Source organism: Streptomyces sp. NPDC054887 (assembly GCF_053610585.1).
Genome location: NZ_JBSGYQ010000026.1, coordinates 20,858 through 45,481, shown reverse-complemented (window position 1 = coordinate 45,481; position 24,624 = coordinate 20,858). Strand labels below are relative to the sequence as shown.

Annotated in this window: 24 protein-coding genes; 17 read left to right on the top strand and 7 right to left on the bottom strand. The window is 72.8% G+C overall.

Features of this window, described 5'->3' with window-relative positions:
* Positions 1 to 497 precede the first annotated feature (497 nt).
* The 15 genes from ACWGH0_RS16925 (at position 498) to ACWGH0_RS16855 (ending at position 15,666) form a co-directional block, all read left to right on the top strand.
* Positions 498 to 1,016, top strand: coding sequence for a DUF2617 family protein (locus ACWGH0_RS16925; RefSeq protein WP_453404915.1), 519 nt, complete (start codon positions 498 to 500; stop codon positions 1,014 to 1,016).
* A gap of 54 nt (positions 1,017 to 1,070) precedes the next feature.
* On the top strand, positions 1,071 to 2,690 hold the full coding sequence (locus tag ACWGH0_RS16920; protein ID WP_453404914.1) for a polyamine aminopropyltransferase: 1,620 nt from the start codon (positions 1,071 to 1,073) through the stop codon (positions 2,688 to 2,690).
* A 168-nt stretch (positions 2,691 to 2,858) separates the two neighbouring features.
* A complete protein-coding gene (locus ACWGH0_RS16915) occupies positions 2,859 to 3,659 on the top strand; it encodes an SRPBCC domain-containing protein (RefSeq protein WP_453404913.1) in 801 nt (266 codons plus the stop codon).
* Between the two features lie 63 nt (positions 3,660 to 3,722).
* Entirely contained in the window at positions 3,723 to 4,520 is a 798-nt protein-coding gene (locus tag ACWGH0_RS16910) for an aldose epimerase family protein (protein ID WP_453404912.1), read from the top strand.
* A gap of 9 nt (positions 4,521 to 4,529) precedes the next feature.
* Positions 4,530 to 5,069, top strand: a complete 540-nt coding sequence (gene pyrE, locus ACWGH0_RS16905) for an orotate phosphoribosyltransferase (protein WP_453404911.1) — start codon at positions 4,530 to 4,532, stop codon at positions 5,067 to 5,069.
* A gap of 199 nt (positions 5,070 to 5,268) precedes the next feature.
* Complete coding sequence (gene fbaA, locus ACWGH0_RS16900; protein ID WP_453404910.1) at positions 5,269 to 6,291, top strand: class II fructose-bisphosphate aldolase; 1,023 nt, start codon at positions 5,269 to 5,271, stop codon at positions 6,289 to 6,291.
* Between the two features lie 150 nt (positions 6,292 to 6,441).
* Positions 6,442 to 7,935 carry an MFS transporter gene (locus ACWGH0_RS16895; RefSeq protein ID WP_453404909.1) on the top strand — a complete coding sequence of 498 codons (1,494 nt, stop codon included), beginning with the start codon at positions 6,442 to 6,444 and terminating at the stop codon, positions 7,933 to 7,935.
* A 49-nt stretch (positions 7,936 to 7,984) separates the two neighbouring features.
* Positions 7,985 to 8,398 (top strand): DUF3151 domain-containing protein, encoded by a 414-nt coding sequence (locus tag ACWGH0_RS16890; protein ID WP_453404908.1) that lies wholly within the window; start codon positions 7,985 to 7,987, stop codon positions 8,396 to 8,398.
* A 155-nt stretch (positions 8,399 to 8,553) separates the two neighbouring features.
* On the top strand, positions 8,554 to 9,396 hold the full coding sequence (locus ACWGH0_RS16885; RefSeq protein WP_453404907.1) for a tryptophan 2,3-dioxygenase family protein: 843 nt from the start codon (positions 8,554 to 8,556) through the stop codon (positions 9,394 to 9,396).
* On the top strand, positions 9,389 to 10,606 hold the full coding sequence (kynU, locus tag ACWGH0_RS16880; protein WP_453404906.1) for a kynureninase: 1,218 nt from the start codon (positions 9,389 to 9,391) through the stop codon (positions 10,604 to 10,606). The genes ACWGH0_RS16885 and kynU overlap by 8 nt, the downstream gene beginning before the upstream one ends.
* A gap of 150 nt (positions 10,607 to 10,756) precedes the next feature.
* Positions 10,757 to 11,629, top strand: a complete 873-nt coding sequence (locus ACWGH0_RS16875; RefSeq protein ID WP_453404905.1) for an alpha/beta hydrolase — start codon at positions 10,757 to 10,759, stop codon at positions 11,627 to 11,629.
* A 120-nt stretch (positions 11,630 to 11,749) separates the two neighbouring features.
* The gene (locus ACWGH0_RS16870) at positions 11,750 to 13,108 is read left to right on the top strand and encodes a sensor histidine kinase (protein WP_453404965.1); all 1,359 of its coding nucleotides are present in this window, start codon (positions 11,750 to 11,752) and stop codon (positions 13,106 to 13,108) included.
* Positions 13,105 to 13,764 carry a response regulator gene (locus tag ACWGH0_RS16865; RefSeq protein ID WP_453404904.1) on the top strand — a complete coding sequence of 220 codons (660 nt, stop codon included), beginning with the start codon at positions 13,105 to 13,107 and terminating at the stop codon, positions 13,762 to 13,764. Before ACWGH0_RS16870 ends, ACWGH0_RS16865 begins: the two co-directional genes overlap by 4 nt.
* Before the next feature lie 90 nt (positions 13,765 to 13,854).
* Positions 13,855 to 14,448 carry a Uma2 family endonuclease gene (locus tag ACWGH0_RS16860; protein ID WP_453404903.1) on the top strand — a complete coding sequence of 198 codons (594 nt, stop codon included), beginning with the start codon at positions 13,855 to 13,857 and terminating at the stop codon, positions 14,446 to 14,448.
* Positions 14,449 to 14,457: 9 nt separating this feature from the next.
* Positions 14,458 to 15,666 (top strand): cytochrome P450, encoded by a 1,209-nt coding sequence (locus ACWGH0_RS16855; protein ID WP_453404902.1) that lies wholly within the window; start codon positions 14,458 to 14,460, stop codon positions 15,664 to 15,666.
* 18 nt (positions 15,667 to 15,684) lie between these two features.
* Here the strand turns inward: ACWGH0_RS16855 and ACWGH0_RS16850 are convergent, their stop codons facing one another.
* From ACWGH0_RS16850 to ACWGH0_RS16835, 4 genes are all read right to left on the bottom strand, one after another.
* Positions 15,685 to 15,960 carry a hypothetical protein gene (locus tag ACWGH0_RS16850; protein WP_453404901.1) on the bottom strand — a complete coding sequence of 92 codons (276 nt, stop codon included), beginning with the start codon at positions 15,958 to 15,960 and terminating at the stop codon, positions 15,685 to 15,687.
* Between the two features lie 14 nt (positions 15,961 to 15,974).
* Positions 15,975 to 17,102, bottom strand: a complete 1,128-nt coding sequence (locus ACWGH0_RS16845) for a WXG100 family type VII secretion target (protein ID WP_453404900.1) — start codon at positions 17,100 to 17,102, stop codon at positions 15,975 to 15,977.
* Positions 17,103 to 17,202: 100 nt separating this feature from the next.
* Positions 17,203 to 17,610 (bottom strand): hypothetical protein, encoded by a 408-nt coding sequence (locus ACWGH0_RS16840; RefSeq protein ID WP_453404899.1) that lies wholly within the window; start codon positions 17,608 to 17,610, stop codon positions 17,203 to 17,205.
* Between the two features lie 182 nt (positions 17,611 to 17,792).
* A complete protein-coding gene (locus ACWGH0_RS16835; RefSeq protein ID WP_453404898.1) occupies positions 17,793 to 18,611 on the bottom strand; it encodes a diacylglycerol kinase in 819 nt (272 codons plus the stop codon).
* Between the two features lie 165 nt (positions 18,612 to 18,776).
* Here ACWGH0_RS16835 and ACWGH0_RS16830 point away from each other — a divergent pair, with 165 nt between their 5' ends.
* Positions 18,777 to 20,060, top strand: a complete 1,284-nt coding sequence (locus ACWGH0_RS16830) for an adenylosuccinate synthase (RefSeq protein WP_453404897.1) — start codon at positions 18,777 to 18,779, stop codon at positions 20,058 to 20,060.
* A gap of 66 nt (positions 20,061 to 20,126) precedes the next feature.
* Here ACWGH0_RS16830 and ACWGH0_RS16825 read toward each other — a convergent pair whose 3' ends face one another.
* From ACWGH0_RS16825 to ACWGH0_RS16815, 3 genes are all read right to left on the bottom strand, one after another.
* Positions 20,127 to 21,917: a serine/threonine-protein kinase gene (locus ACWGH0_RS16825; protein WP_453404896.1), complete on the bottom strand. Its 1,791-nt coding sequence runs from the start codon at positions 21,915 to 21,917 to the stop codon at positions 20,127 to 20,129.
* Between the two features lie 75 nt (positions 21,918 to 21,992).
* Positions 21,993 to 22,436 (bottom strand): MarR family winged helix-turn-helix transcriptional regulator, encoded by a 444-nt coding sequence (locus ACWGH0_RS16820; protein WP_453404895.1) that lies wholly within the window; start codon positions 22,434 to 22,436, stop codon positions 21,993 to 21,995.
* The gene (locus ACWGH0_RS16815) at positions 22,433 to 23,032 is read right to left on the bottom strand and encodes a DJ-1/PfpI family protein (protein ID WP_453404894.1); all 600 of its coding nucleotides are present in this window, start codon (positions 23,030 to 23,032) and stop codon (positions 22,433 to 22,435) included. The genes ACWGH0_RS16820 and ACWGH0_RS16815 overlap by 4 nt, the downstream gene beginning before the upstream one ends.
* Before the next feature lie 150 nt (positions 23,033 to 23,182).
* Here ACWGH0_RS16815 and ACWGH0_RS16810 point away from each other — a divergent pair, with 150 nt between their 5' ends.
* On the top strand, positions 23,183 to 24,544 hold the full coding sequence (locus ACWGH0_RS16810) for an aminotransferase class III-fold pyridoxal phosphate-dependent enzyme (RefSeq protein WP_453404893.1): 1,362 nt from the start codon (positions 23,183 to 23,185) through the stop codon (positions 24,542 to 24,544).
* The last annotated feature ends 80 nt before the right edge of the window (positions 24,545 to 24,624 follow it).

The window sequence follows — 24,624 nt, the reverse complement described above, 5'->3', positions numbered from 1 at the left end:
GGTGGCCCGCCCCCTGGCGCGCGGGTTTTTTGGGGGGGGGGGGGGGGGGTGGGGGGGGGGGGGGGGGGGGGGGGGTGGGGGGGGGGGGGGGGGGGCCCCCCCCCGGGGCCCCTCGCCCCCCCCCCGGCAGGGCGGCGGCCGGTGCGCGGGGGCGCCGCTCTCCGCGCACCGGCCACCGCGTTCCGCGCGGGGACGCCGCTTTTCCGGGCACCACAACAGCACCTCTTCAAGCGTCCGAACCATGCGCCCGACGGGACAACTCCCGTCGGGCGCTATGTCGTTGAACAGGTGAACCGGGCAGCCCCCGAGGGGATGGAAACCACTCCAAGTTGGGTAAAAACGCTGTGAGTCCAGCGCACTTCATGATTCCCTCGCTGTCGGACAACAGCCCTCGTACCTCATGTGGACCCGAGCAGGCGGTCCCCGAATCTCCTCCGGCCCCACCCCCCGGGTGACCCCGGTCCACCATTCCAAACGCCTGTCTGCGGAGCCCACTCATGCTCACGACTATCAAGACTGCCTACACCGACACGCGCGCCGCCGATCTCGCCTGGGCGCTGGGGCGCGAGCCGCTGCCGGCCCTGGCCGTGCTCGATCTCCAACTCGACGGCGCGGCTCTCCAGTTGAGGCTTCTCGGGGCCTCCCATCAAGTGCTCCTGGAGGAGGGGGAGGGCTTCTGTTCCGAGACGGTCGCCTGCATGCCGGGCAGCAGTACGCCGCTCCCCCTCGGGGTGGCGAAGAGGCTCGGCGAATGGGAGTACGAATTCGCCGCGCGCGTCGAGACGCTCACCCGGGGCCAGTTCGCGGGACGGGCCCAGGAACTGCTCGCCCTGGTCGCCGACCACCCCAACAGCCTGGCGGGAACGTTTCCGGGCAGCCCGCACGCCTTCACCGCGATGCTGGCCCAGAGATACGAGGGGCAGGTGAGATGGCGCACCTGGCACGCGTACCCCCAGGAGGGGCAGTTGGTGGTGACGCGATCACGGGTCGGCGTACGTATGCCTGCCGCGCTCTAGTTGCACCCGTGTGGGTGACGGGTAGTGCGTCCTCTGTGACGTAGCGTTCGCATGGTGATCGATTCGCCTGTGTCGCTGTCGGCCCCGGAGGCTCCCGCGGCCCTGCCCGTGCGGCCGCGGACGGGCCGGTTCCTGGTGCTCGGCGTGGTGTTCGTCTGCGCCGCGTGCGGACTCGTGTACGAGCTGGAACTGGTCGCCCTCGCCTCGTACTTGATCGGGGACTCGGTCACCCAGGCGTCCGTCGTGCTCTCCGTGATGGTCTTCGCGATGGGCCTCGGTTCGCTGCTCGCCAAGCGGCTGCGGTGCCGCGCGGCCGTGGGCTTCGGCCTGCTGGAGGCCGCGCTGGCGCTGGTCGGCGGCGGCTCGGCGCTGGTGCTCTACGCGACGTTCGCCTGGGTCGGCGGGGCGCGGTACGCGCTGGTCGGCTTCTCGCTGACCATCGGCGTGCTCATCGGTGCCGAGATCCCGCTGCTCATGACGCTGATCCAGCGGGTGTCCCGGCGGGGTGAACGCCGGGACACCAGCGGCGACGTGGCGGACCTCTTCGCCGCGGACTACGTCGGGGCGCTGGTCGGCGGGCTCGCCTTCCCGTTCCTCCTGCTGCCGCTGCTCGGCCAGTTGACGGGCGCGCTGCTCACCGGCGCGGTCAACGCGGTGGCGGGCGGCGCGCTGGTGCTGTGGCTCTTCCGGCGTGAACTGACCCGGCGCGAGCGCTGGCTGCTGGTGGTGGCGAACGCGGTGGTGCTGGCGCTGCTCGCCACCGCCACCGCCCTCGTCGGCGACTTCGAGCGCGCGGCGCGGCGGGCGGTGTACGGCGAGCGGGTGCGGGTCGCCGTACAGACGCAGCTTCAGGAGATCGTCGTCACCGGCGCTCCCGGCGGGCCGCTCGACCTCTTCCTCGACGGCCGGCTGCGGGTGAGCGGCCGCGACGAGCACCGGTACCACGAGGCGCTGGTGCACCCCGCGATGCGCGGCCCCCACGCCCGCGTGGCGATCCTCGGCGGCGGCGACGGCCTGGCGGCCCGCGAGGTGCTGCGCTACCCGGGGGTGGAGTCGGTCACGGTGGTCGAACTGGACCCGGCCGTCGTCGAGCTGGCCCGTACGGACCCCGCCCTGGCGGCGCTCAACGGCGGGGCGCACCGCGACCCCCGGGTGCGCGTCGACACCGCCGACGCGTTCACCTGGCTGCGCGAGCAGGGGCGGGCCGGGCGGCCGTACGACGTGGTGATCTCGGACCTGCCCGATCCCGGCATCACCCCGAGCACCAAGCTGTACTCGCAGGAGTTCTACGGGCTGGCCTCGCGCGTCCTCGCGGGCGGCGGGCGCATGGTCGTCCACGCCGGGCCGCTGGCCACGCGGCCGATGACCTACTGGACGGTCGAGGCGACGCTGCGTGCGGCGGGCCTGCGGACGCGTCCGTACCGTGCCACCGGCCGCCTCTCCGGGTTCACGGCGGGACCCGACCGGGCTTCGGGCGCGTCCCGGGCGCCGCACGACTGGGGCTTCGTACTGGCCGCCCGGGGCACGCTCCCCGGGCTCGGGCTTGCGGCCGACGCCCCCCGGCTGCGGTCGCTCTCGCCGGCGGTCCTGCGGGCGGCGCAGCGGTCGGCGGAGGGGACGCGGCTGGCGGGGGTGCGCCCGTCGACGCTGGTGCATCCGCGCTACACGCACTGAGCCGGGGGCTGCCGGCGCTCCGGGGCCGGGACGGCCGCCCCGCGCCTCCGCACGGCCGCCCGGCACGTCGCTCCGGCGGACGTCACCGGGGGCCCCGGCCGGATCACCTGTGCCGATTCCTCGCAGACACGGGTGCATGACGGTCGCGCGTGAGTAGGCTCGGTTCCCATGGAGCATGAGGTGTTCGTTCCGGTTCCGGCAGAGGCCCTCCGACAGGTGCTCGGGGACCCCGCCCGGGTCGCGCGCTGCGTCCCCGGGCTCCAGCAGGACGCCGACGAGGCGTCCGGGCCCCTCGCCGGGCGGCTGAAGGTCCGCATCGACGGTCACACCATCACCTACCGGGGCTCCCTCCGCGTCACCGGACGGCCCGACGGCACCTTCGCCGTGGCGGGCGAGGGCACGGAGGCGCGCGGCTCGGGCGGCGTGGAGCTGGCCCTGACGGTGCGCCTGACGGAGACGGACGACGGTACGACGGTGACGTACACGGGAAAGGCGACCGGCGACGGCCGCATCGCGGACCTCGACGCCGGGGCGACGCTGTCCGCGGCCCACCGGCTGCTGGACCGCTTCACCGGCCGCTGCGCGGACGCGGCGGCCGAGGGCGGCGGGGCAGCGGCCGAAGAGGCCGCGACGGCGGACGACTCCCGGCAGTCGGTCTTCGACACGGAGGTGCCGCCGCCGTCGCTCGACCCCCTGGCCGAGGTGCCGGAGATCCCGGACGACCTGGCCGACGTACCCGAGATGCCGTCGCCGGCGGAGCCGCCGGCCGAGGCGGCCCACGCACGACGCACGATGATCGGGCGCAGCGCCGAGGAGGTCGACCACGCGCCGCCGCGCGGGCGTTACGCCCCCGTGCCGGCGCCGCAGTCGTCGTCGACGACCGACACGCTCCGCTGGATCGCCCCGGCGGCTGCGCTCGCGCTGGCGTCGGCGGTGGTGGTGGGCCGGGTGCTGCGCCGCAGGCGCTGAGTCCCGGCGCCGCTCGGCCCGTTACGGGCGCCCCGCCGGGCGGCGGACCCGTAGGGTCGGCATGTGAGCACCCAAGAGACACGTCTGGCGGCGGGCGACGCCGAGCTGACCATCGCCCAGGACAACGGCTGCCGCATCACCGGCCTGCGCATCGCCGGGACCGAACTGCTGCGCCAGGGGGAGCGGTACGGCTGCTTCCCGATGGTGCCGTGGTGCGGCCGGCTGAACCACGGCAGGTTCCTCAACGGCGCGACGGCGCATCAGCTGCCGCTCAACTCGCCGCCCCACGCCATCCACGGCACGGGCCGCGACGCCGCCTGGCACACCGCGCGGCTGGAGAAGAGCGAGGCCGCGTTCACGTACGACCTCGCCGACCCGTGGCCGTACCCGGGCCGGGTCACGCAGGCGTTCGGGCTGGCCGAGAACTCCCTCACTCTGACGATGGGGATCGAGACGTACGGCGACTCCTTCCCCGCGCAGGCCGGCTGGCACCCCTGGTTCCTCCGCAACCTCGGTGGCGCGGACGCCGGGGACGTCGTGATCGACTTCGCCCCGGCCTGGCAGGAGGAGCGCGGCGACGACCACCTCCCCACCGGCCGGCGCGTCCCTCTCCGCCCCGGGCCGTGGGACGACTGCTTCGGCATGCCGGACGGCGTGGACGTCACGCTCACCTGGCCCGGGCAGCTCGAACTGAAGGTGACCAGCCGCGCCGAGTGGGTCGTGGTGTACGACGAGCAGGCCGAAGCGGTGTGCGTGGAGCCGCAGTCGGGGCCGCCGAACGGTCTCAACACGATGCCCCGGTTCGTGACACCCATCGAGCCGCTGGAGATCGAGACCATCTGGACCTGGCGGCGGCTTTAAGCTCATGGCATGACTGACGTACGTGGTGAGCTGCTCCAGCAGATCAAGGACAAGGCCGTGGTGCACGGCAAGGTGACCCTGTCTTCGGGGATCGAGGCCGACTGGTACATCGACCTGCGCCGGATCACGCTGGACGGCGAGGCCGCGCCGATGGTCGGCCAGGTGATGCTCGACGCCACCACCGACCTGGACTACGACTGCGTGGGCGGCCTCACGCTGGGCGCCGACCCGGTGGCCACCTCGATGCTGCACGCCTCCGCCGCGCGCGGCCGGCGGCTCGACGCCTTCGTCGTACGCAAGGCCGGCAAGGCGCACGGCATGCAGCGCCGCATCGAGGGCACGGACGTCAAGGGCCGCCGCTGCCTGGTCGTCGAGGACGTCTCGACCACCGGCGGCTCGCCGCTGACCGCCGTCGAGGCGGTCCGTGAGGCCGGCGGTGAGGTCGTCGGCGTCGCCGTGATCGTGGAGCGGGGTGCCGCGCCCAAGATCGCTGAAGCGGGCCTCCCGTACATCAACGCGTACTCGCTGGAGGAGCTCGGCCTCGCCTAGTCCGAGCGGCCACCTGGCCTGACCTGTGCTTTTCGTCGAGGGCGGACTGTTTCACGTGAAACAGTCCGCCCTTCGCGCAGGTACGGGCCGTGCGCCCTGTGGAGTCGCGGCGAGGATCTGGAAAGATGGGGGCGACGATGACGTCGCCCCCAGGTCAGGGCCCAGCACCACTCACCCGCACGTCATAAGGAGCGGACAGATGCCCATCGCAACCCCCGAGGTCTACAACGAGATGCTCGACCGGGCGAAGGCAGGCAAGTTCGCCTACCCGGCCATCAACGTGACCTCGACCCAGACCTTGCACGCGGCGCTGCGCGGTTTCGCGGAGGCCGAGAGCGACGGCATCATCCAGATCTCCACCGGAGGCGCCGAGTTCCTCGGTGGCCAGTACGCGAAGGACATGGTGACCGGCGCGGTCGCGCTGGCCGAGTTCGCGCACATCGTCGCCGAGAAGTACCCGGTGACCGTCGCGCTGCACACGGACCACTGCCCCAAGGACAAGCTGGACACGTACGTACGTCCGCTGATCGACGTGTCCGCCGAGCGCGTCGCCAAGGGCCAGAACCCGCTGTTCCAGTCCCACATGTGGGACGGCTCGGCCGAGACCCTCGCCGACAACCTGGCCATCGGCCAGGAGCTGCTCGCGAAGGCCGCCGCCGCGAAGATCATCCTTGAGGTCGAGATCACCCCGACCGGCGGCGAGGAGGACGGCGTCTCGCACGAGATCAACGACGAGCTCTACACGACCGTCGACGACGCGCTGCGCACCGCCGAGGCCCTCGGCCTGGGCGAGAAGGGCCGCTACCTGCTGGCCGCCTCGTTCGGCAACGTGCACGGCGTCTACAAGCCGGGCAACGTCGTGCTCCGCCCCGAGCTGCTCAAGGACCTCCAGGCGGGCGTCGCCGAGAAGTACGGCAAGGCGTCGCCGTTCGACTTCGTCTTCCACGGCGGTTCCGGCTCCACGGCCGAGGAGATCGCCACCGCGCTGGAGAACGGCGTCGTGAAGATGAACCTCGACACCGACACCCAGTACGCCTTCACCCGTCCGATCGCGGACCACATGTTCCGCAACTACGACGGCGTCCTGAAGGTCGACGGCGAGGTCGGCTCGAAGAAGACGTACGACCCGCGCACCTGGGGCAAGCTGGCCGAGGCGTCGATGGCCAAGCGCGTCACCGAGGCGTGCGGGAACCTGCGCTCCACCGGCACCAAGATCAAGTAACACCTGAGCACGGGAGGGGCCCGGCACCGAGTCCGCAGGGACCCGGTGCCGGGCCCTTCGCGTGGTGCCTCGGGCCCGGCGCCCGGCCACGAAGGGGCAGGCCCGGCAGTTCGACTGGCCCGCCGGGACGTGAGCCGGGAGGATGCCCCCATGGACCTTCGGCTGTCCTCGGCCCGCGGCCGGTGGGTCGTGCTCACCACCGTGCTCGGGTCCGCCATGGCGATGCTGGACTCCACCGTCGTCAACGTCGCCCTGCCGCGCATCGGGGAGGACCTGGACGCCGACCTCGCGGCCCTCCAGTGGACCGTCAACGCCTACATGCTCACGCTCGCCGGATTCATCCTGCTCGGCGGCGCGCTCGGCGACCGGTACGGGCGGCGGAAGGTCTTCGTGATCGGCGTGGTGTGGTTCGCGGTGGCCTCGCTGCTGTGCGGCCTCGCCCCGAACACCGGGATCCTGATCGCCGCGCGGGCCCTCCAGGGCGTCGGCGGGGCCCTCCTCACCCCCGGCTCCCTCGCGCTGATCCAAGCGTCCTTCCACCCCGACGACCGGGCGCGGGCCGTGGGGGTGTGGTCCGGGCTCGGCGGGGCCGGCGCGGCCGTCGGGCCCTTCCTGGGCGGCTGGCTGGTGGACGGGCCGGGCTGGCGGTGGGTGTTCCTGCTGAACGTGCCGCTGGCCGCGCTCTGCGTCCCGGTCGCGCTCCGGCACGTACCGGAGTCGCGGGATCCGCGGGCGCACGGCCGCTTCGACGTACTCGGCGCGGGGCTCGCCGCGCTGTCCCTCGGGCTCGTGACGTACGCGCTGATCGCGGCGCCGGACCAGGGGCCGTCGGCGGTGGTGCTCGGCTCCGCGGTCGCCGGGGTCGTTCTCGCGGCGGTGTTCCTGTACGTCGAGAAGCGGCGGCCCGAACCGATGATGCCGCTGACGCTGTTCAAGTCCCGGCAGTTCGCCGCGGTCAACGCCGTGACGCTGTGCGTCTACGCGGCCTTCAGCGGCTTCTTCTTCCTCACCGCCCTCCAGTTGCAGGTCGTGGTGGGTTACTCCGCGCTCCAGGCCGGTACGGCGCTGCTGCCCACCACGGTGCTCATGCTCTTCCTGTCCGCGAAGTCGGGCGAAGTGGGCCGGCGCATCGGCCCGCGCGTCCCGCTCACGGTCGGGCCCCTGCTGTGCGCGGGCGGGACGCTGCTCATGCTGCGGGTGGGGGAGGGGGCGTCGTACGCGGCGGACGTGCTGCCCGCGATGCTGGTGATGGGCGCGGGCATGGTGACCCTGGTCGCGCCGCTCACGGCGACGGTCCTGGCGTCCGTGGACACCGGGCGGGCGGGGATGGCCAGCGGCATCAACAACGCCGCCGCGCGCGCGGCCGGCCTGGTCGCGGTGGCGGCGCTGCCGCTGCTGGCGGGGATGGGCCCGGAGGCGTACCGGTCGGCGGCGGAGTTCGGTGCGACGTTCCGCCGGGCGCTGCCGATGTGCGCGGGCGTGCTGGTGCTCGGCGCGGCGATCGCCTGGACGACGGTGCGCTCGCCCCGCCCCGGCGCCTGCGCCCCGCAGTCGCGCCTCAACTGTCCGCTGTCCGCGCCACCGCTGGAGGAGCCGGCGGAGGGCCGCGAAGAGCGGTACGGAAAGGCCCGCGGGGAGGCGTGACGCGCCGGCCCGGGCCCCGCCCGGCCCGGGGAGAGGGCAGACTTGGGGCATGGCCATCCACAAAGACCTGCTCGGGGGACCGCCCCCGACCCACCTGCCCGACGACCCGGAGCCGCGCGAGCTGCTCGGACACGGCACCGCGCCGACCGACGTCGCCGCGAAGTACCCCTCCTCCTCCCTCGCCTGGGCCCAGCTCGCCGACGAGGCGTTCGAGAACGGCCGGGTGATCGAGTCGTACGCGTACGCCCGCACCGGCTACCACCGCGGCCTGGACGCCCTGCGCCGCGCCGGCTGGAAGGGCCACGGCCCCGTGCCGTGGGAGCACGAGCCGAACCGCGGCTTCCTGCGCGCGCTGCACGCGCTCGCCCGCGCCGCGCAGTCGATCGGCGAGCAGGAGGAGTACGAGCGCTGCTCGTCCTTCCTGCGGGACTCCTCCCCCGCGGCGGCCGACACCCTCGGCTGAGTCGGCGCAGGTCACAGTGTCAGGAGGCCCGTGCCGGCGGCACGGGCCTCCCGCGTTCCGCGACGACCTCTTATGATGCCGGGAAGGGACCGGGGCTCCGTAGCCACAAGGAAGGGGCGGACCGCTACCTGCAAGCACGTGTCGAGGAGACAGCGATGTCGCAACACCCCGATGCCCCCGGTGCAGGTTCGGACACCCCGAACCTCGACTTCGCGGGCACCACTCCCTACGAGGACTACGTCCAGGCGGACGTCCTCACCCACCTCCAGCACACCCTCTCGGACGATCCGGGAGAGATGGTCTTCCTGGTGACGACCCAGGTCATGGAGCTGTGGTTCACCGTCGTCGTCCATGAGTGGGAGACCGCCGCGAAGGCGCTCCGCGAGGACGACCTGACGGTCGCGACGGACGCCCTCAAGCGCTCCCTGCGCGAACTGGAGGCGCTCAACGCCTCCTGGCGGCCGCTCGCCCACCTCACCCCCGCCCAGTTCAACTCGTACCGCAGCGCGCTCGGCGAGGGCTCCGGCTTCCAGTCCGCGATGTACCGGCGGATGGAGTTCCTGCTCGGCGACAAGTCCGCCTCGATGCTCGTCCCGCACCGCGGCGCCCCGCGCGTGTACGCCGAGCTGGAGAAGGCGCTGCACGAGCCCAGCCTGTACGACGAGACGCTCCGGCTGCTGGCCCGGCGCGGCCTGCCGGTGCCCGCCTCCGTGCTGGACCGCGACCTGTCGCAGAAGTACGAGCCCTCCGCCGAGGTCGAGGCGGTCTGGACCGAGCTCTACCAGGGCGACCAGAACGGTGAACTGGTGCGCCTCGGCGAGCTGCTGACCGACGTGGGCGAGCTGGTGTGGCGCTGGCGCAACGACCACCTCGTCGCCACCCGGCGCGCCATGGGCTCCAAGGTCGGCACCGGCGGCTCCGCCGGCGTGGCCTGGCTGGAGAAGCGCGCCACCAAGAACGTCTTCCCCGAGCTGTGGACGGCGCGCAGCCATGTCTGAGGTCCTGAACGATCTTCAGCGCCGCGCCGCCGCGCTCGACGCCGCCGACGCGCTCGCCAAGCACCGCGACCTGTTCGCGCTCGACGACGACGGCACCGTGTACCTGGACGGCAACTCGCTCGGCGCCCTGCCCCGCCACGTGCCGGAGCGGGTGGCCGACGTCGTCACCCGCCAGTGGGGCGAGCTGCGCATCCGCTCCTGGGACGAGAGCGGCTGGTGGACCGCGCCGGAGCGGATCGGCGACCGGATCGCGCCGCTCGTGGGCGCGGCCCCCGGCCAGGTCGTGGTGGGCGACTCGACCAGTGTCAACGTGTTCAAGGCGGTCGTGGGGGCGGCCCGGCTGTCGCCGGAGTCCAGGGACGAGATACTCGTCGACGCCTCGACCTTCCCGACGGACGGTTACATCGCCGAGTCCGCCGCGCGCATGACGGGCCGCCGGATCGTCCCCGTGGCCCCCGGCGACCTGCGCGCCGCCCTCGGCCCGCGCACCGCCGTGGCGCTCGTCAACCACGTCGACTACCGCACCGGCCGCCGGCACGACCTGCCCGGCCTCACCGCGGCCGCCCACGAGGCGGGGGCGCTGACGGTCTGGGACCTGTGCCACAGCGCGGGCGCGCTGCCGGTCGGGCTCGACGCGCACGGCGTCGACTTCGCCGTCGGCTGCACGTACAAGTACCTGAACGGCGGACCCGGCGCGCCCGCCTACCTGTACGTCGCCGAGCGCCACCAGGAGGCCTTCGACTCCCCGCTGCCCGGCTGGAACTCGCACAGCGACCCCTTCGGCATGACCCCCGGCTACGCACCGGCCGGGGGCGCGGCGCGGGGCAGGGTCGGCACCCCCGACATCCTGTCGATGCTGGCCCTCGAAGCCGCCCTCGACGTGTGGGACGGGGTCCGCGTCGAAGACGTACGCGAGAAGTCGCTCGCCCTGACGGACTTCTTCCTGGAGTGCGTGGAGACGTACGTCGCCCCCGGACGGGTCACCTCGGTGACCCCGGCCGCGCACGACGAACGCGGCAGCCAGGTCTCGCTGCGCTGCGAGGCGGGCGCGGACGCCGACGCGGTCATGCGGGAGCTGATCGCACGCGGTGTGGTGGGCGATTTCCGCCGCCCCGACGTGCTGCGTTTCGGCTTCACCCCGCTCTACGTCGGCTTCGCGGACGCGGAGCGGGCGGCACGCGTGCTGGGCGACGTCCTGGCCGGGAGCTGAGCACGGCCCGAGCGGGAACCGGGCGGGTCCGGGCCCCGGGGCACGGACCCGTGCCGCCGGGCCGGACCCGGCGGTCCGGCCGGCTCCCGGGCTGGTAGCGTCCCGGCATCTAGATCAATTGGCGGTACGTACCGAAGGGTTGGTCCCCGCATGCCGGACCCCTCAGCCGAACGGGACGCTGTCGAGGCGGAGTCGGTCTTCTCTCACCCGGCCGTCGCCCCGGACGCCACCGCGGCGTACGGCGAACACCCCGACCAGGTGGTCGACTTCTTCGCGCCGCGCGACGGCCGGGACCGGGCCCCGCTGGTCGTCGTGCTGCACGGCGGCGCCTGGCGGGCCCCGTACGACCGCCGGCACGTCTCGCCCTTCGCGGACTTCCTGGCCCGCCGCGGCTTCGCCGTCGCCAGCGTCGAATACCGGCGCGGCGGGGAACTTCCCCAGCAGCGCGGCACGGATCCGGTGGCGGGGCGCTGGCCGGAGACGTTCGACGACGTCGCCGCGGCGATGGACCTGCTCCCCGGCCTCGCCAGGGAGGCGCTGCCCGCCGCGGACACGCGGCGCGTCGTCCTCACGGGCCACTCGGCCGGCGGCCACCTCGCGCTGTGGGCCGCCGCCCGGCACGTACTGACGCCGGACACGCCGTGGCACCTGCCGGCGGCGCCGGCGCTGCGCGGCGTCGTCGCGCTGGCGCCGATCGCGGACTTCACGGCCGCCGACGAGCTGGGCGTGTGCGGGGGCGCGACCGCCCAGCTGCTCGGCGGCAAGGAGCACTTCGACGAGCGCAGGCCGTACGCCGACCCGGCCGCGCTGCTGCCGACCGGTATCGCCACCGTGCTGGTGCAGGGCCGCACCGACATCGTCGTGCCGCAGGCGGTCGCCGAGTCCTACACCGACGCGGCGGCGAAGGCCGGGGAACCGGTCTGGCTGACGCTCCTGGAGGACGTCGGCCACTTCCCCCTGATCGACCCGGCGGCGGACGCGTGCGCGGTGGTCGCGCAGGAGATCGAACAGCTCGCGTACTGAGCGGGTCCGGGTACGGCGGCGGGAGCACGGGCGCCGACGCGCGTCCGAGCCCGCGCGGCGCGGCCTTCGGGGCGGCGGCCCGTAGTACCTGGGACGGACGCGGCAGGATCCCCATCGCGGCTGACGACCGCGACCGCCGCCTCGCCTACCGTTTCGTACGTGACCGAGAAGACCCGCAGTCCCGAGTTCCGTCTTGCCGTGGGCGCGCTGAGCGGCCTGCGCCAGGATCTGTTCCACGACGCCTTCGCCTACCGGCCGCTGCCGCCGATGCGCACGGACGGGGCGCTGACCCGGCGGCTGCCGGGACGGCTGCGCAGGTACGCCGCGTGGACCCCGCACGCCGTGGTGGTGGGGACGGCGATGTTCGTGCTGCTGCTCTCCGCCGTCGTCGCCGACAGCGGAGGGGGCAGCCTCAGCGCGCTCCTCGCGGGCTTCATACCCGCAGCCGCCCTGGTGATGACGCTGGTCAGGCCGGCCGGGGCCTGGTGGGTGTCGCTGTTGTCGACGCCGGTCGTCGGCGTCCTGGGCCACTACTGGGACGGCTGGCCGTGGACGCCTTCCTCCTTCGTGGCGCACCTCGCCGTAATGGTCGTCGTCGCCGCCAGGACCCGGCCGCGCACCGCTGCCTGGATGTGGGCCTGCACGGCCGTGTACGCGCTCTTCGCCGAGGGCTTCCTGGGCGTGGGTTACAGCTCCGACAGCCCGCAGATGCTGGTGTTCTCCGCGTTCGCGCTGCTCACGACCGCGCTGGTGAGCGTCCGGCGCGAGGCGCAGCGCGAGGTCACCGTCCAGAAGACCGTCACCGCCGTGGAGCGGGACCGGCGGACCCTGCTGGAGGAGCGGACGACCATCGCCCGCGAGCTGCACGACGTCGTCGCACACCACATGTCGGTGGTCGCCATCCAGGCGGAGGCCGCCCCGTACCGGGTCGAGAACCCGCCGCCCGAGCTGGAGCAGGCGTTCGTCACCATCCGCGAGAACGCGGTGGCCGCGCTCACCGAGCTGCGCCGCGTGCTGGGCGTCGTACGGGCCGAGGACTACGCGGCGCCGGACGCCCCGCAGCCGACGCTGGCCGACCTCGACGGGCTGTTCACCAACGTTCGGGACGCGGGCCTGACGGTGGACCCGACGGTGACGGGATCGGTGCGCGAACTGCCGCAGGGCGTGGAGCTCTCGGCCTACCGGATCATCCAGGAGGCGCTGAGCAACACGCTGCGCCACGCGCCGGGCTCCACTGCCAAGGTGGAGGTCGCGTACGTGCTGGGCGGCCTGGGCCTGCGGATCGTGAACACCGCGCCGCAGGGCCTGGTCAAGCCGTCGCCCGGGGCCGGGCACGGGATCACGGGGATGCGGGAGCGGGTCTCGATGCTGAACGGCGAGATGACGGCGGAGGCGACCGAGGACGGCGGCTACGAGGTGGCGGCGTTCATCCCGGTCCCTGCGGCCGCGCCCGCCGTCGCGCCGGAGACGGCGTCATGACCATTCGGGTACTGATCGTCGACGACCAGATCATGGTCCGCGAGGGCTTCACGGTCCTCCTCAACGCGATGCCCGAGATCGAGGTCGTGGGCGAGGCGGTGAACGGCCGCGAGGCGATCGCGCAGGTCGCCGCCCTGCGCCCGGACGTGGTCCTGATGGACATCCGCATGCCCGAGCTGAACGGCATCGACGCCACCCGCGAGATCGTGGCCGCCGACGCGGACGCGAAGGTCCTGGTCCTGACGACGTTCGATCTGGACGAGTACGTCTACCAGGCGCTGCGGGCCGGCGCGTCGGGCTTCCTGCTCAAGGACGCGTCGGCGCGGCAGCTCGCCGACGGCGTCCGGGTGGTGGCGTCCGGCGAGGCGCTGCTCGCCCCGACCGTCACCAAGCGCCTGATCTCGGAGTTCTCGAAGCTGTCCGAGGCCCCGCGCCCGCCCGCGCTCGCCCAGATCGGCGACCTGACGGAGCGCGAGACGGAGGTGCTGGTCCTCATCGCCCAGGGCCTGTCGAACGCGGAGATCGCCTCACACCTGGTGGTGGCCGAGTCCACGATCAAGACGCACGTCAGCCGGGTCCTGGTGAAACTGGGCCTGCGCGACCGCACGCAGGCGGCGGTGTTCGCGTACGAGGCGCGGCTGGTGACGCCGGGGTAGGTGATCACCCACATGGGTGATCGGGTGTGGTTACCGACCGAACCGGCTTTGGCCTGGCCACACTGGTGTCCGCACAGAAGGGGGTGCACCATGACGGTTATGGCTGAGCGCACGGTTCAGATGTCGGTCGAGGAGTTCGAAAAGATCGCCGCACTCGTAGAGAGAGAGTCCGATTCCGTCAGGTTCGAGTTCATCGACGGACGGATCGGGGTCAAGGGGATGACGGACGGCGACCACAGCGAGATCATCCGGTGGCTGCAGAAGCGCTGCATGCAGGTCCGTGCGGATCTGTGGCTTTACGCCGGTGGTGAGCTCGGCTTGCGGGTGGATACCTACCGCAAAGGCCGGGCCAAGCCGGACGGCGTCCTCGCCCCGGACGAGGCTTTCGCCGGGCAGGGCGACTGGGCCGACCCGGAGGGAGTCCTGATGACGGTCGAAGTCACCTCCTACGACTCGGACACCGACCGGCGCGACCGCAAAGAGAAGCCGGCCGCCTACGCCGCCACTGGTATTCCCTGCTATCTGTTGATCGACCGCGATGACGGCACCGTCACTGTGCACAGCGATCCCGCAGCGGACGGCTACCGCACTGCCACCACGGTGAGGTTCGGTGCGTCCCTCGCCCTCCCCGATCCCGTCGGTATCGTGCTCGATACGGAGGAGCTCAAGAAGTACGTCCGCTAGCGTCTCCTCATGGCAGAGACGTTCGATCCCTGGTCGCCCTCCTTCGTCGCCGACCCGTACCCGGCCTGTGCCGAGCTGCGCGCCGGGGGCCGTGCGCACTGGTACGAGCCCACCCGGCAGTGGCTGATCCCGCACCACGCCGACGTCTCCGCGCTGCTGCGCGACCGCCGGCTCGGCCGTACGTACCTGCACCGCTTCACGCACGAGGAGTTCGGCCGTACGCCGCCGCCCCCCGGCCACGAGCCGTTCCACGTCCTGAACGACCACGGCATGCTGGACCTGGAGGCCTCGGACCACACCCGCATCCGCCGCCTCGTCTCGAAGGCGTTCACGCCGCGTACCGTCGAGCGGCTGGCGCCGACCGTGCGGCGGCTGGCGGCGGAGCTGGTCGGGGCGTTCGTGGCGGAGGGCGGCGGCGACCTGCTGACCGCCGTCGCCGAGCCGCTGCCGGTCGCGGTCATCGCGGAGATGCTCGGCATCCCGGAGTCGGACCGGGCACTGCTGCGGCCCTGGTCGGCGGACATCTGCGGGATGTACGAACTGAACCCGCCGGAGGAGACCGCCCGGCGCGCGGTCCGGGCGTCCGTCGAGTTCTCCGCGTACCTGCGGGAGTTGATCGCCGTACGCCGCGCGGACCCGGGCCAGGACCTGGTCTCGGCGCTGATCGCCGCCCACGACGAGGGCGGCGACCGGCTCAGCGAGCAGGAGATGATTTCGACGTGCGTGCTGCTGCTGAACGCGGGCCACGAGGCGACGGTGAACACCACGGCCAACGGCTGGTGGACGCTGCTGCGCCACCCGGAGCAGCTCGCTGCGCTGCGCGCCGACCACGGCCTGCTGCCCACCGCCGTCGAGGAGTTGCTGCGGTACGACACCCCGCTCCAGCTCTTCGAGCGCTGGGTGCTCGACGACATCGAGGTCGGCGGGACGGTGATTCCGCGCGGCGCGGAGGTGGCACTGCTTTTCGGTTCGGCGAACCGGGATCCGGCGGCCTTCGACCGGCCCGAGGTGTTCGACCCGGCCCGGACCGACAACCCGCATGTGTCGCTGGGGGCCGGCATCCACTACTGCCTGGGCGCCCCGCTCGCCCGGCTCGAACTGGCGGCGTCCTTCGGTGAGTTGCTGTGCCGGGCGCCGGACATGCGGCTGGCCGGGGAGCCGCGGTGGAAGCCCGGGTTCGTCATCCGGGGGCTGCGGGAGCTGCACGTCGAGGTGTGACGGGCGGGCGTACCGGGGCTAGAGGAGCTCGACGGCGCCGACCAGGGGCACGGGCGCGACGGCCAGTGCGAGGGCCGCCATGCCGAGCCCCGGCCGGATGTCCCGCTTCGCGCGGAACCCCAGGAACGCCGTCAGCGGCGGCAGCACGCAGAAGACGAGGAAGCTCCAGTGCCATCCCTCCTCACTGGTGAGGAAGAACAGCAGCGCCAGGTACGCGGGCACGGTCACGAGGGCGCCGAGGCGGACCTTCGACAGGAACGTGTCGAGGTGGTCGATGTTGTCGTACGGGAACACGCGGGCCGTCCTTCCTAGACCGCTTGGTGGTCGTACCCACTGGTGCTGACCTCGGGGAAGCCGTCCGCCGCCGAGAAGCCGTTCACCGCCGTGGACAGGGTCAGGGCGATGGCGCTCAGGGCGGAGGCCATGGCGTCGAACGCCTTCGACGCCTCGGCCCACATGGCCATGATCCGCAGCGCCTGCGCCGCCGCGAGGGCGAACATCGCGGCGGAGGCCACCTGCCCGCCGACCGGGATGAGGTTGGCGGCCTGTGCGGCGGCCAGGTTCACCAGCCAGATGACCAGGGCGTCACAGAACATGACCATGAAGGACTTCAGGAACTCGCCGAACTGGAAGGCCATCTGCGCGGCCTGCTTGTAGCAGGTCCGCAGGGAGTCGAAGGTCTCCTTGATCTCGGCGAGCTTCCCGGCGAACTCGTCGAAGTAGACCCGGGCGGCGTCCGAGGCGTTGCCGGACCAGCTGAGGCCGACGTTCCCGTTGCCCTTCTTCAGGTTGGCCGTCACCGCGTCGCAGAACCCGGCGAGCCCTTCCCAGACGTCCGCGCAGTCGTTGTACTTGTTCCAGTCCCCGAAGATCCAGTTGTTCACCTCGCCGAAGGGGTCGAAGCCGAAGAGCAGCTTCGACGCCTCCACGGCCATGGCCGACGGGCTGCCCAGGTCGAGGGTGGAGCCCAGCACCTTCTGGACCGGGCTCATCATGTACTCGTCGGCATGCCCCTGGCCGTACTTCACCAGCGGGTTGTCGCTGTCACCCGGCTTCTTCAACTGGCCGGCGGCGTTGGCCGCGTCGGAGAAGTCCTGGGCGTCGCCGCTCTGCGGCAGCCCCGCCCCCTTGGACCCCGGCATGGTGGCGTCCAGCTTGGCGGCCTGGTCGTGGTCCGTCTCGCGGTAGTACGCGGCCGACTTGGCCAGCTCCTGCCGCGAGGATTCGAGAACCCTCTGCACCTTCTGCAACGCGCCCTTGGCACTCGCCACGTACGCGTTGTGATCACCGGCGACCAGGTCCCAGAGCTGGCCGCCCGCCATGGTGTCGATCTGCGCGTTGGCCGTGAACGCGACGGCCTGATTGCCGCCGTCGGCCGCCCGCCCCACGAGCTTCGAAAAGCCGTCGATCGCGCCCGGCTCCACCCGAAAGCCCACGTCTGCTCCTGCTCTGGAAGTCGATTGCCCCGAAAGGTGCCCGTGGGGCCCGGAAGGCGAGGGGGGAGGCCGGAGCGCTCTCGCACATCCGGCGGCCCGCTCAGTACAGCGACCAGCCCCGGCCGTCGTGGCGGGACTTGGCGCCCGTGTCGCTCTGCGGCGTACGGCGCTCCTCGTCGATCCGCCGCTGCTCCTCGGCCATGCTCCGCTCGCCCTCGGCGGCGAGGGCCTCGCGTTCGGCGGACGAGAGCGCCGCCCACTTCTCGGCCATGGGAGCCGCCTGCGCGACGAGCTGGTCGGAGTACGCGGACACGTTCAGCGCGTCCCGCAGACCCGCGCGTCCCGAAAGGACCTCCTGGGCCATCTCCTTGAGGGCGTCACCGCCCCGGCCCGACGCGAGCTCCTCCAGGGACTTGCGCAGCACTCTCGCCTGCGCGGGGTCCTGCCCGCTCATTGCGAGGAATTCGGACTCGTCGACTCGCCTGGTCGACTCCGGGCCCTCGGCCACGTGCCCTCCCGGTGCGTGGATCGCGGTCTGCCATGTGCCGGTACGACGCTACCGACTTTCCGGCGGCGCTCCCGGTGCCGGGCCGTCACAGAAGTGTCACAGGGCCCCGGGCGGCACCGGCGTGAGCACCGTAGCGAACCGGCGGGCGAGCCGGTGCGCCGCCCCCGGGGCGGGACCTGGCGTCAGGCCGGCACGGTCAGCGACCAGGCGCCCGGCCGCACCGTCCACGTCCGGGTGCGCACGGGTCCGGCCACCAGCGCGTCCGCCCGGTAGCGGAAGTCCGGCCCGGACACCGTCACCGCCAGGGCGTCCACCCGCACGTGCTCACCGCCCCGGTGCCGGATCACCACCTCGGCGCGCCCGGCGCGCGAGCACACCGAGACGTCCTCCACCGGCCGGTCGAGGTCGTTCAGCAGCACCCCGTCCGCCTCGACGCGCAGCCGGTACGTACGGACGGGCTGCGGGGGCGCCGCCTGCGGCGCGGGCCGCACCAGCGTGCGCACCAGCGAGCGGCAGGTGCCCCAGACGGACGCGGCGGCGGCCGCCTTCGACGGCGCCGCCGGGATCCGCAGGTCGCCGAGGACCACGCCGTCGCTGTCGTCGACCAGCAGGTCCAGCCGCCGCACCGCGCCCTCCAGGACCGCGCGGGCCGCCGCCACCGCCCCCGTCGGCACCCCGAGCGCCTGCGCGATGTCCACGGACGCGCCCACCGGGATCAGCGCGAGGGCCCCGGCGCCGAGCTCCCTCTCCCGGTGCAGCAGGGCCACCGCGCGCAGCAGCGCCCGGTCGTCGCCGACCACCACGGGGCGGCGGCTGCCCCGGCGGGACAGGGCCCGCGCGAACTCCTCCGGCCCCTCGGGCAGGCAGATTCTGACGTTGGCGCCGGCGCACAGGACGTCCTTGGCGATACGCACGGACTCGCCGTCCGTACGCCGGGCGACCGGGTCGATGACCACCAGCAGCGGGTGCGCGGTGTTCGCGGCGGGCTCTGGAGCCGACACCTCGGTCCTTCCTCGGGTAGCATCTTTGTGCAAGAGCCCCTTGCGCTATTGCGCCAGGGGCTTCGTCTATTCCGGGGCAACCGGTCCGACGGCTCAGTATCAGGTGTACGCCGTACGTACGCCCCCTGACCTTGGACATGCCCCGCCCGGAAGGGGTGTACGCCTGTGCCCGCACTTGTGCTGCTCGGTGCTCAGTGGGGTGACGAAGGCAAGGGAAAGGCCACCGACCTGCTCGGTGGATCCGTGGACTATGTAGTGCGCTATCAGGGCGGCAACAACGCCGGCCACACGGTTGTCGTCGGCGACCAGAAGTATGCGCTGCATCTCCTCCCTTCCGGAATCCTCTCGCCTGAGTGCACGCCGGTCATCGGAAACGGCGTCGTCATCGACCCGTCGGTCCTGCTCTCCGAGCTGAGCGGTCTGAACGAGCGAGGCGTCGACACGTCCAAGCTCCTGATCAGCGGCAACGCGCACGTCATCACGACGTACAACGTCACGGTCGACAAGGTGACGGAACGCTTCCTCGGCAAGCGCAAGATCGGCACCACGGGCCGCGGTATCGGCCCGACGTACGCGGACAAGATCAACCGCACCGGCATCCGCGTGCAGGACCTCTACGACGAGTCGATCCTGACCCAAAAGGTCGAGGCGGCTCTGGAGATCAAGAACCAGCTCCTCACGAAGCTGTACAACCGCCGCGCGATCGAGGCCGGGCAGATCGTCGAAGAGCTGCTGACGCACGGCGAGAACATCAAGCAGTACGTCGCCGACACGACGCTGATCCTGAACAACGCGCTCGACGAGGACAAGGTCGTCCTCTTCGAGGGCGGCCAGGGCACGCTGCTCGACGTCGACCACGGCACGTACCCCTTCGTCACGTCGTCGAACCCGACCGCGGGCGGCGCCTGCACGGGTACCGGCGTCGGTCCCACGAAGATCAGCCGGGTCATCGGCATCCTCAAGGCGTACACGACGCGCGTCGGCGCGGGTCCGTTCCCGACGGAGCTGTTCGACGAGGACGGCGAGGCGCTGCGCCGCATCGGCGGCGAGCGCGGTGTCACCACCGGCCGCGACCGGCGCTGCGGCTGGTTCGACGCGCCGATCGCGCGGTACGCGACGCGGGTCAACGGTCTCACGGACTTCTTCCTCACGAAGCTGGACGTGCTGACCGGCTGGGAGCAGATCCCGGTGTGCGTGGCGTACGAGATCGACGGCAGGCGCGTCGAGGAGCTCCCGTACAACCAGACCGACTTCCACCACGCGAAGCCGATCTACGAGAACCTCCCCGGCTGGTCCGAGGACATCACCAAGGCGAAGACCTTCGACGATCTCCCGAAGAACGCGAAGGCCTACGTGAAGGCGCTCGAGGAGATGTCGGGCGCGCCGATCTCCGCGATCGGCGTCGGTCCGGGCCGCACCGAGACGATCGAGATCAACTCGTTCATCTAGCGGTATCCGCTCGACGACGGAGGGCCGTGGCACCGCGCCACGGCCCTTCGTGCGCTCCCGGCGCCGTCAGGGCGCCCGGTCGTAGGTCAGGGACTCGCCGTTGGCGGGGTTCGTCCGGCGCAGGCGGCCGTCGGACAGCAGCGTGATCTCGGTGGCCGCGCCGGGCGAGCAGGAGCTCAGCGGCTCGCCGGTGGTGACCGTGGACGGGCCGATGCGCAGGGGTCCGCCGGAGCCCGACGGGGCGGCGGCCAGCTCCGCCCGGAAGACGCAGTGGTACGTGCCGCCGCCCGCCAGGGGGCCGTCCGCGGTGAGGGACAGTACGGTGTCGCCGGCCTTTCCCTGCCGGATGGTCAGGCGGCGGGTGCTGTGGCCGGCCCCGCTGTCCAGGCCGCCGGTCCAGGTCCCCAGGTAGGCGGCGGGAATCCGGCCGCCTTCAGGGGTGGCGGGGGGCTTGGGGTCGTCCTGGCCCGGTGTCCGGGAGTCGCCCTGGACGGTCGGTGTGCTGTCCGTCGTGCGGGACGTCCGGTGGTCCTTCCCGTCGCCCGCGTTCAGGTACGCGTACACCGAGCCTCCGGCCGCCAGCGCCACGACCAGCGCGACCGCGACCAGCGCGGCGGTCGAACCGCCGCTGCGGGGCGGCGGGTCCGCCGGTGCCCGGTAGGCGTACTGCGGCGCCGGGTAGCCGTAGCCGCCGGGCGGGGTGTGGCCGCCGGGCGGGGTGTGAGGGGCGGGCTGGGCGTACGGGGTGTGGTGGGCCGGCCGGGTGTGCTGGGCGTACGGGGCGGGGTGGGCACCCGGAGCGGGCGGCGGGGCCGGCGGCTGGACCGGCTGGTGCGTGACGACCGTCGGTGTGGCGTGCGGGGCGGGGCCCGGCGTCCCGGCGCCGGGAGCGGGCCCGGGGGCCGGTCCCGGCCGGGCGTCCGCCGGTGCGCCGCCCCCGCCGCGGTCCGGCTCCGCCGGGTCCTCGGTGTCCAGCAGCTCGATCGCGTGGCGGCCGAGCCGGGCCACCAGGGCGGCGGGCAGCCAGGGGTCTCCGCCGTCTCCGCCGCGGGTCCGCTCCAGCACGTCGTCGAGTGAGGGGCGCGCGGCCGGGTCCTTGCGCAGGCACGCGCCGATCAGGTCCTGGAGGCCCTCAGGGATGCCCTCCAGGGTCGGCGGCTCGGTCGCTATGCGGTACATCAGGGCGTGCACCCCGCTGTCGGCCGTGCCGAAGGGGAGGCGGCCCGTCGCCGCGTACGCCAGGACGGAACCCAGGCAGAAGACGTCGCAGGCGGGCGTGATCCGCTCGCCGCGCACCTGCTCGGGGGCCATGAAGCCGGGGGAGCCGACCAGGGCGCCGGTGCGGGTCAGCGCCGCCGCGTCCGTGAGGGTTTCCAGGGCGCGCGCGATGCCGAAGTCGATGACGCGGGGGCCGTCGATGGTGACCAGCACGTTGGACGGCTTCAGGTCGCGGTGGATCAGCCCGGCCGCGTGGATGTCGCGCAGCGCCTGGGCCAGACCGGTCCCCAGGATGTGGACGGAGCGCTCCGGGAGCGGGCCGTCCCCGGAGACGACGGTGTGCAGGTCCGGGCCGGCCACGTACCCGGTGGCCACCCAGGGGACGGCCGCTTCCGTGTCGGCGTCCAGCACCGGCGCGGTCCACCGGCCGCCGACCCGTCTCGCGGCCGCCACCTCCTGGCGGAACCGGGCGCGGAACTCCTCCTGCTCGGCCAGCTCCTGGCGCACCAGCTTGACCGCGACCGTGCGGCCGCGGTCCGAGCGCGCCAGGTACACCTGCCCCATGCCACCCGCGCCGAGGCGCCCCAACAGCCGGTACGCGCCGATCCGTTGCGGGTCGGCCGGTCCAAGTCTCTCCATGGCAGCGCCACCCCTCCCCCGGAACGTCACCCCGAGAATAGTGCGCCGGTACGACAAGGACGGGCCCGAAGCGGCCTACGGTTCCGTCAACGTCTCCAGCGCGTCGGAGAGCCGCTCCAGTACGCGGACCGTCTCGGCGAACCCGTCCTCGCCCAGCGCCGCCGCGAGCCGCGCCGCGAGCGCGGCGTGCCCCGGCTCGATCTTCCGTACGGCCTCCCTCCCCGCCTCGGTGGGGCGCAGCAGCTTGGCCCTGCGGTGGGCCGGGTTGGCGGCGTACTCCGCGAGCCCCTTGGTCACCAGCAGGTCGGCGATGCGCTGCACGCTCTGGCGGGTGATCCCCATGGTGCGGGCGATGCCGGCCACGGGCAGCGGTTCGCGCAGCACCGCGCCGATGACCTGCCACCAGGCGGCGGTCAGCCCGGCCGGGCGGGCCAGTTCCTCGGAGATCGCGAGGAACTGGCCGTTGAGGCGGAAGGTGCCGAGGGCGGTACGGCTCAGCAGCTCCTGCTCGCCGCTCACGACTCCAGCACCTCGAAGGCGGACGCGTCCGAGTCGTGGAACAGCCGGTACCAGGCGTCGAGCTTCTCGCCCTCGTACACACCGAGCCGCGCGAAGACCTCCCGGGCGAACGCGACCGGCTCGGTCGGCCCCGCGGTGATCAGCAGGCCGTCCTCGTCGGTGACCGCGTCCGCCTCGCGGTAGTGGTCGGCGCCCTTGTAACCGGTCGCCGCCAGGTAGAAGGAGACGGCGCTGGTGTGCGCGCGGTCGTCGAGCAGCCCCTCGCGGGCCAGACCCGCCGTCGCGCCGCAGATGGCGGCGACCGGCACGCCCGCGCCGAGGAACTCCCGGGCCTTGCGGGCGAAGGGGGCCAGGTCGTCGGAGGTGTCCCAGAGGCTCGCGCCGGTGAGGATCAGCAGCGCGCTGTCCCCGGGGCGTACGTCGTCGAGGGCGAGGTCGGGCTGGACGCGCATGCCGCCCATGGTCGTCACGGGGCTGCGCGAGGCGGCGACGGTCCGCACGGCGCAGCCGCTGCGGGCCAGGTGCGCCGTGGTGTGGCCCGTCTCCCAGTCGGCGAAGGTGTCGTAGACGGCGAGGTGCACGGTCGTGCGTGTCATGACGGTCTCCTCGGATTCGATGACAAGATGCTGTCATGATGACAGCTTGTTGTCAATGACCCGGCGGCTCGACACCCTGCCCACCAAAGTGGCGCAGGACATACAAGGTGGCCATGTCGGGCCCCACCGGGGCGTATCTACGCTGTGGCCATGACCCCTCATGTCGACCCCCGGGCCGGCGCCGCCGTGAAGGCCGCCGACCGCGCGCACGTGTTCCACTCCTGGTCCGCCCAGGGACTGATCGATCCGCTCGCCGTCGCCGGCGCCGAGGGTTCGTACTTCTGGGACTACGAGGGCAACCGCTACCTCGACTTCACCAGCGGCCTCGTCTTCACCAACATCGGCTACCAGCACCCGAAGGTCGTCGCGGCGATCCAGGAGCAGGCCGCGAAGCTCTCCACCTTCGCGCCCGCCTTCGCCGTCGAGCCGCGCTCCGAGGCCGCACGCCTCATCGCCGAGCGCACCCCCGGCGACCTCGACAAGATCTTCTTCACCAACGGCGGCGCCGAGGCCATCGAGAACGCCGTCCGCATGGCCCGTCTGCACACGGGCCGGCACAAGGTCCTCGCCGCGTACCGCTCGTACCACGGCGGCACCACCACCGCGATCAATCTGACGGGCGACCCGCGCCGCTGGGCCAGCGACAACGGCACCTCGGGCACCGTCCACTTCTGGGCGCCGTTCCTCTACCGGTCCGCGTTCTACTCGACGACCGAGGCCGAGGAGTGCGCCCGCGCGCTCCAGCACCTTGAGGACACCATCGCCTTCGAGGGGCCGGCCGCCGTCGCCGCGATCGTCCTGGAGACGATCCCGGGCACGGCCGGCATCATGACCCCGCCGCCCGGCTACCTCGCGGGCGTACGCGAGATCTGCGACCGGTACGGCATCGTCTTCGTCCTCGACGAGGTCATGGCGGGCTTCGGCCGTACGGGCAAGTGGTTCGCCGCCGAGCACTTCGGCGTCGTACCGGACCTGATGACCTTCGCGAAGGGCGTCAACTCCGGCTACGTGCCGCTGGGCGGCGTCGCGATCTCCGGCGCGATCGCCGAGACCTTCGACAAGCGCCCCTACCCGGGCGGTCTCACGTACTCCGGCCACCCGCTGGCGTGCGCGGCGGCCGTCGCCACCATCCGGGTGATGGACGAGGAGCGCGTCGTCGAGAACGCGGCGCACATCGGCGAGACGGTGATCGCCCCGGGCCTGCGCGAGCTGGCCGAGCGCCACCCGAGCATCGGCGAGATCCGCGGCACCGGCATGTTCTGGGCCCTGGACCTGGTGAAGGACCGCGGGACCCGCGAGCCGCTCGTCCCGTACAACGCCTCGGGGGAGGCCAACGCCCCGATGGCCGCGTTCGGCGCGGCCTGCAAGAAGAACGGCCTGTGGCCCTTCATCAACATGAACCGCACGCACGTCGTGCCGCCGTGCAACGTCACCGAGGCCGAGGCGAAGGAGGGCCTGGCGGCCCTGGACATCGCCCTGTCGGCCGCCGACGAGCACACCACGGCCGCCTGAGCGCACCCGCCGGGCGGGGAGAGCGTCCCCGCCCGGCGCACGGCACTCCCCGGCGGGCTCCGGCCGGCACCGCCTATGGT

Excerpts from the sequence above, each read along its gene's own strand:
- ACWGH0_RS16925 (WP_453404915.1), top strand. The coding sequence starts at position 498 with ATGCTCACGACTATCAAGACTGCCTACACCGACACGCGCGCCGCCGAT.
- ACWGH0_RS16915 (WP_453404913.1), top strand. The coding sequence starts at position 2,859 with ATGGAGCATGAGGTGTTCGTTCCGGTTCCGGCAGAGGCCCTCCGACAG.
- pyrE (WP_453404911.1), top strand. The coding sequence starts at position 4,530 with ATGACTGACGTACGTGGTGAGCTGCTCCAGCAGATCAAGGACAAGGCC.
- fbaA (WP_453404910.1), top strand. The coding sequence starts at position 5,269 with ATGCCCATCGCAACCCCCGAGGTCTACAACGAGATGCTCGACCGGGCG.
- ACWGH0_RS16895 (WP_453404909.1), top strand. The coding sequence starts at position 6,442 with ATGGACCTTCGGCTGTCCTCGGCCCGCGGCCGGTGGGTCGTGCTCACC.
- ACWGH0_RS16890 (WP_453404908.1), top strand. The coding sequence starts at position 7,985 with ATGGCCATCCACAAAGACCTGCTCGGGGGACCGCCCCCGACCCACCTG.
- ACWGH0_RS16885 (WP_453404907.1), top strand. The coding sequence starts at position 8,554 with ATGTCGCAACACCCCGATGCCCCCGGTGCAGGTTCGGACACCCCGAAC.
- kynU (WP_453404906.1), top strand. The coding sequence starts at position 9,389 with ATGTCTGAGGTCCTGAACGATCTTCAGCGCCGCGCCGCCGCGCTCGAC.
- ACWGH0_RS16875 (WP_453404905.1), top strand. The coding sequence starts at position 10,757 with ATGCCGGACCCCTCAGCCGAACGGGACGCTGTCGAGGCGGAGTCGGTC.
- ACWGH0_RS16865 (WP_453404904.1), top strand. The coding sequence starts at position 13,105 with ATGACCATTCGGGTACTGATCGTCGACGACCAGATCATGGTCCGCGAG.
- ACWGH0_RS16860 (WP_453404903.1), top strand. The coding sequence starts at position 13,855 with ATGACGGTTATGGCTGAGCGCACGGTTCAGATGTCGGTCGAGGAGTTC.
- ACWGH0_RS16855 (WP_453404902.1), top strand. The coding sequence starts at position 14,458 with ATGGCAGAGACGTTCGATCCCTGGTCGCCCTCCTTCGTCGCCGACCCG.
- ACWGH0_RS16825 (WP_453404896.1), bottom strand. The coding sequence starts at position 21,917 with ATGGAGAGACTTGGACCGGCCGACCCGCAACGGATCGGCGCGTACCGG.
- ACWGH0_RS16815 (WP_453404894.1), bottom strand. The coding sequence starts at position 23,032 with ATGACACGCACGACCGTGCACCTCGCCGTCTACGACACCTTCGCCGAC.
- ACWGH0_RS16810 (WP_453404893.1), top strand. The coding sequence starts at position 23,183 with ATGACCCCTCATGTCGACCCCCGGGCCGGCGCCGCCGTGAAGGCCGCC.